Origin of the sequence: Neptunomonas sp., from assembly GCF_041601355.1 — a bacterium.
Taxonomy (GTDB): domain Bacteria; phylum Pseudomonadota; class Gammaproteobacteria; order Pseudomonadales; family Balneatricaceae; genus Neptunomonas.
Genome location: NZ_JBFIIH010000200.1, coordinates 1 through 4,656, shown reverse-complemented (window position 1 = coordinate 4,656; position 4,656 = coordinate 1). Strand labels below are relative to the sequence as shown.

Sequence of the window (4,656 nt, the reverse complement as noted above, 5' to 3'; positions counted from 1 at the left end):
GTCACATCTAAGCGTTTCTCTATTAAATAATTATATCTGTGTGCAACTTCATAGAAGTCCTGGCAGTGAACTGCTGCCCGTTCCAGTAATTCATCCCGAAATGAAAATAGGTTTACGTGCTGACTCCGGGTAAGCGTGAAAGTGTGAGTCGCATATCGTTTCATGAAGTTGAGGTTTTTTATAGTATTTAAAATCAACATACTATTGGGTAAATAAAGCGTTTTACCTGTATGACTGTATGAATCGATATCAACTTCTAATAAGGTTAATTTTGCCCAATTAGTCTCGGTTACTTCACCATAGGAACTACCCACCTGAACCCAGTCACCAACCTGAAACGGTCTGGATACAATGATATAAACATATCCAATAATACATTGAATAAACTCGCGTGTAGCGATAACAATCGCGACAACAAACGCAGCTACGGACAATGCAAATTTTTGCAATTCGTCCGTCCATAAGACAAACAATAAAACCACAACGGTCAGATTAATTAAGTTCTTAATTAAATTAATTACATAGCGCGAATCTTCCCCTTTGGCCTTACTTCTTTTTCTTATGACTTTTACCAACATCAACTTCAAGAAATACGCTAAAACAACAAACATAAGCGAAGAAAGCAACTTATGCTCAAAAAGCAAACTATAAATCTCAAGTCCGGTCATGGATTATCCCAATGTTTTATTTTTTATAAAAAATGCAGTGACAGTAAAATATTGAAGCCAATCCTAAAACCCATTAAACCGATCATATCCTTCATAGCCGTTAGTATAACCGCCCCGGAAAATACGGGATAGATATTCTATGCGTTTCAATGAGAATAGAGTAAGTACCCCGGATTGGGGGATGTAACTTGCAAACGGATCCAGAGGTCAGGTTTCTCAATCCCAGTACACAGGACTGATAAAACATTGAGTGTAGTAGTCGATAAATGCTCTGACCTTGGGTGCCAGCAGGCGCGAGCTGGGATACACCGCCCAGACAGCCGTATCAGACATTAATGGATAGTCCTGGAGTACCTGAACCAGTTCCCCTGTTTGCAACTGCTGATAGATATTCCATGTTGAACCAATCCCAATTCCCAAGCCACCAGCACAGGCATCCCGGACCGCCTCGCCATTATCAGTGCGAAAACTACCTTTCGCTTTAATCGTTAGCTGCCCGCCGGGAGTATCAAAACGCCAGTGCTCCAACCCCATTAACGTGATGCAGCGGTGATTGATAAGATCCTCAGGAGATTCAGGCTCACCATACTTCGCCAGATAACCGGGAGAGGCGCAGACAATACGGTTGTCAGAGGCTAATTTACGCGCAATTAATGTTGAATCCTTCAACTCCGCGATGCGAATAGCGATATCAAAGCCCCCTTCCACCATATCGATGATGGAATCGGACAAGCGCAGATCGACATTAAGGTCCGGATAACTCGACAAAAACCCATTCAACGCGGGCACCAGATGCATACGGCCAAAGGATGCAGAGGCAGACACCCTCAGTGTACCGGAAGGTAAACCTTTACCCACTCCTACCGAAGCACGAGCCGCTTCTACACTGGAAAGCACCTCTTCAGCATGCGGCAGAAAGCCCTTACCTTCTTCAGTCAATGAAACTTTGCGGGTGGTGCGGTGAATCAAACGCACCCCAAGACCCTCTTCCAGTTTATTGATATGTGCACTGGCCACGGCAGGAGATAAACCCAGTTCAGAGCCTGCCTGACTGATGTTATGGGTAGCGGCTACCCGGATAAAGAGTTTCAAGTGTTCGATGTTCATTTTAGATTATCAACATAAAATATAAACAGATTAGCTATTCATGCAGATTATCATCATAAGCAATAACAATTAAAGTATTACCCATCAACTAAACAGAGGTGTTTCCCATGAAAGCAATGATTATCCGTGAATTTGGTGGCCCTGAAGTATTCGAGCTATCTGATATTCCGACACCCGAAGTAAAACCCGGTCAGGTCCTGGTACGTATCGCCGCCACCAGTGTTAACACCGTCGATACTATGATTCGCCAGATGGGTAAGGAGTTGCCAATATCACCCAATCCACCTGCGGTACTGGGTATGGATTTCGCGGGGACTGTTGAAGCCGTTGGCGAAGGCGTTAGCGGATTTTCTGTTGGCGATGAAGTTTACGGCTGTGCCGGTGGTCTTGGGGAGCTACAGGGTGCGCTGGCAGAATATATGGCGGCCGATGCCCGACTGATTGCCCTCAAGCCAAAAAACCTGTCCATGCGTGAAGCCGCGGCGCTGCCTCTGGTAGCTATCACAGCTTATGAGGGGCTGACCCGTGCCGGGATATCCAAAGGACATCGTGTGCTGGTTCATGGCGGCTCCGGCGGTGTCGGCCATGTTGCATTGCAGCTGGCGCGTCACTTTGGTGCTGATGTTTATGCAACAGGCGGTGGTGATAAACAACTGGCTCTGATCGAAGAATTAGGCGCTAAGGGCATCAACTACAAAACAGAAAGCGTTGCCGATTATGTCACTGAATATACCGGTGGGGCAGGCTTTGATGTTGTCTTCGATTCTGTTGGTGGAGCAAATATAGCTAACTCGTTTGAAGCAGCAACTCTGAATGGCCAGATAGCGACTACGGTTGCACTGGTTGAGCTGGATCTTTCCGTTGCTCACTTTAAGGGCTTGTCCCTACACGTGGTATTCATGCTTATCCCGATGATTCACGATCATGGCCGCAAAGCACATGGTCATATTCTGAGAGAGATCGCTAAGATCGCTGAAGCGGGCAATCTTCGACCGGTTCTTGATGAGCAAAGCTTCACTCTTACTGAAGCCGGCCTGGCGCATGCACGTCTGGGCAGTGGTCAGGCGATGGGCAAGGTTGTGATAGATATTTAACAATTAGAAGGAATGACTAAGGCCAGGGATTGGCCAATAATGCCATCTACGAGTCTGTATTCTCAGAACCGGATAGATCATGAACCAGCAAACCCCATCGTTAAGACAACAGCTTTTCCATATGACATTACCCATGCTGATCGGCATGCTGGCTGTCAGTAGCTGCCAGCTGGTCGACAGTGCGTTCATAGGCCAGCTGGGTGCTCAACCCCTTGCCGTTGTTGGTTTCTCTATTCCCATTTATCAATTGATTATAGGCATACAGGTTGGGCTTGGTATCGCAACCACCGCCATCATATCAACCGCCCTGGGCGCAAACAAAAACACCTATGCCAAACAACTGGGAGCCCTGATAATCGTTACCGGTTTTATCCTGACCTCAATACTGTGTCTGATACTCTGGTTGGCTCAAGAAGTCATTGTTGTTAATTTGGGTGGGGATACAGCACTATTCCCTTTTGTACGTGAGTACTGGTTCCCCTGGCTGATCAGCTGCTGGCTTGGCGCCATGCTTTACTTCGGTTTCAGTATTTTTCGGGCACATGGAGAAACCCGCTTCCCTGGTATCGTGCTGGTAGTGGTCAGCATTATTAACATGGTGCTTGATCCGCTGTTTATATTTGTTCTTGATATAGGCTTAGCAGGTGCAGCCTGGGCAACCGTGTGTGCTTTTGGTACCGGATGCATCATCATTTTCGCCGGGGTTTATCGTCAGGACCTGATCCGATTCCCCGACACAATGGCAACGATTAGAGCAGGATTAAGGCGCTTGCTATCGTTTATGGCGCCTTCCATGCTAAGCCAATTTATTCCTCCGCTATCGGGCCTGATTGCCACAGGAATCGTTGCCATTTACGGCAACGATGCTGTCGCTGCCTGGGGGCTTGCCAGCCGAATAGAATTTTTCTCCATCATCATAGTGCTGTCCTTAACCATGGCGATGCCTCCGATAATCGGGAAGCTACGGGGTAGCAATCAACTTACGCAGATTGATCAGCTGATGCGTATCGCTGTTAGTTTTGTCATGTTTTCTCAACTCGCTCTTACTGTCATTACCGTATTATTTTCCAGCCCTCTCAGTAGTGCGTTAACGACGGATAGCAGTATTGCGGACATTTTGCACGAGTACCTGTGGCTTGTGCCCTTAAGCTATGGCGGACTGGGTATCAGCATGCTCATCGTATCGGCATGTAGTGCGATGGGCATGCCTGCTCTGGCTCTGATCATTTCAGCGTTACGCTTATTTAGCTGCTACCTGCCGCTGCTATGGTTAGGATCTGAAATAGCCGGGTTGACCGGCTTGTTTATCGGGGCGATGACAGGGAATTTAATCGCCGGTTACCTGAGCTGGCAACTTTATAAGAAGCGCTTAACACTACTTCACTCACAGTATCCAAAGGTGGTTAACCCCTTAGCAGAAAGCCTGCAGACGGCTTCCTGAAATAAACGGGTTAATGCATCTCCTTTGTTAACCTCATTTCGTTTCGAGCCGTTATTTCAGTTCTGTCAGCCTGGTTTCAATCGCTTTTACAACAGCATCAGACTTCAATGGATCCAGAGCATCACAATGAGGTGAAGCAAACTGGCCTGAGTCATTGTCGAAATATTGGCCCGAAGCGGATGCAAACTCATCATCCAGTGCTGCACGAGCCAGTATTTTTGCGCCTTTACTGAGATCTCCTCCAACCACCCCAAAGGCATCCTTCACCATCTTGCTGCCGAGCATCGAACCAGGGTTCACCGCTATAATAACCGGGCCGTTAGCGCCCAAAGAAAGCGCCATACTC

4 protein-coding genes and 1 pseudogene are annotated in these 4,656 nt (G+C 47.2%); 2 read left to right on the top strand and 3 right to left on the bottom strand.

Annotated elements, in window-relative coordinates; genetic code table 11:
* The coding region (locus ABY436_RS19040) for a mechanosensitive ion channel family protein (RefSeq protein WP_372740506.1) at window positions 1–668 on the bottom strand (668 nt) is incomplete at its 3' end.
* Between the two features lie 216 nt (window positions 669–884).
* Complete coding sequence (locus tag ABY436_RS19035) at window positions 885–1,775, bottom strand: LysR family transcriptional regulator (RefSeq protein WP_372740505.1); 891 nt, start codon at window positions 1,773–1,775, stop codon at window positions 885–887.
* A gap of 107 nt (window positions 1,776–1,882) precedes the next feature.
* Here ABY436_RS19035 and ABY436_RS19030 point away from each other — a divergent pair, with 107 nt between their 5' ends.
* Together ABY436_RS19030 and ABY436_RS19025 are read left to right on the top strand one after the other, a co-directional pair.
* On the top strand, window positions 1,883–2,869 hold the full coding sequence (locus tag ABY436_RS19030; RefSeq protein WP_372740504.1) for a zinc-dependent alcohol dehydrogenase family protein: 987 nt from the start codon (window positions 1,883–1,885) through the stop codon (window positions 2,867–2,869).
* 79 nt (window positions 2,870–2,948) lie between these two features.
* Window positions 2,949–4,310, top strand: a complete 1,362-nt coding sequence (locus ABY436_RS19025; RefSeq protein ID WP_372740503.1) for an MATE family efflux transporter — start codon at window positions 2,949–2,951, stop codon at window positions 4,308–4,310.
* A 51-nt stretch (window positions 4,311–4,361) separates the two neighbouring features.
* Here ABY436_RS19025 and ABY436_RS19020 read toward each other — a convergent pair.
* A pseudogene (locus ABY436_RS19020) lies at window positions 4,362–4,656 on the bottom strand (oxidoreductase); the annotation flags it as partial.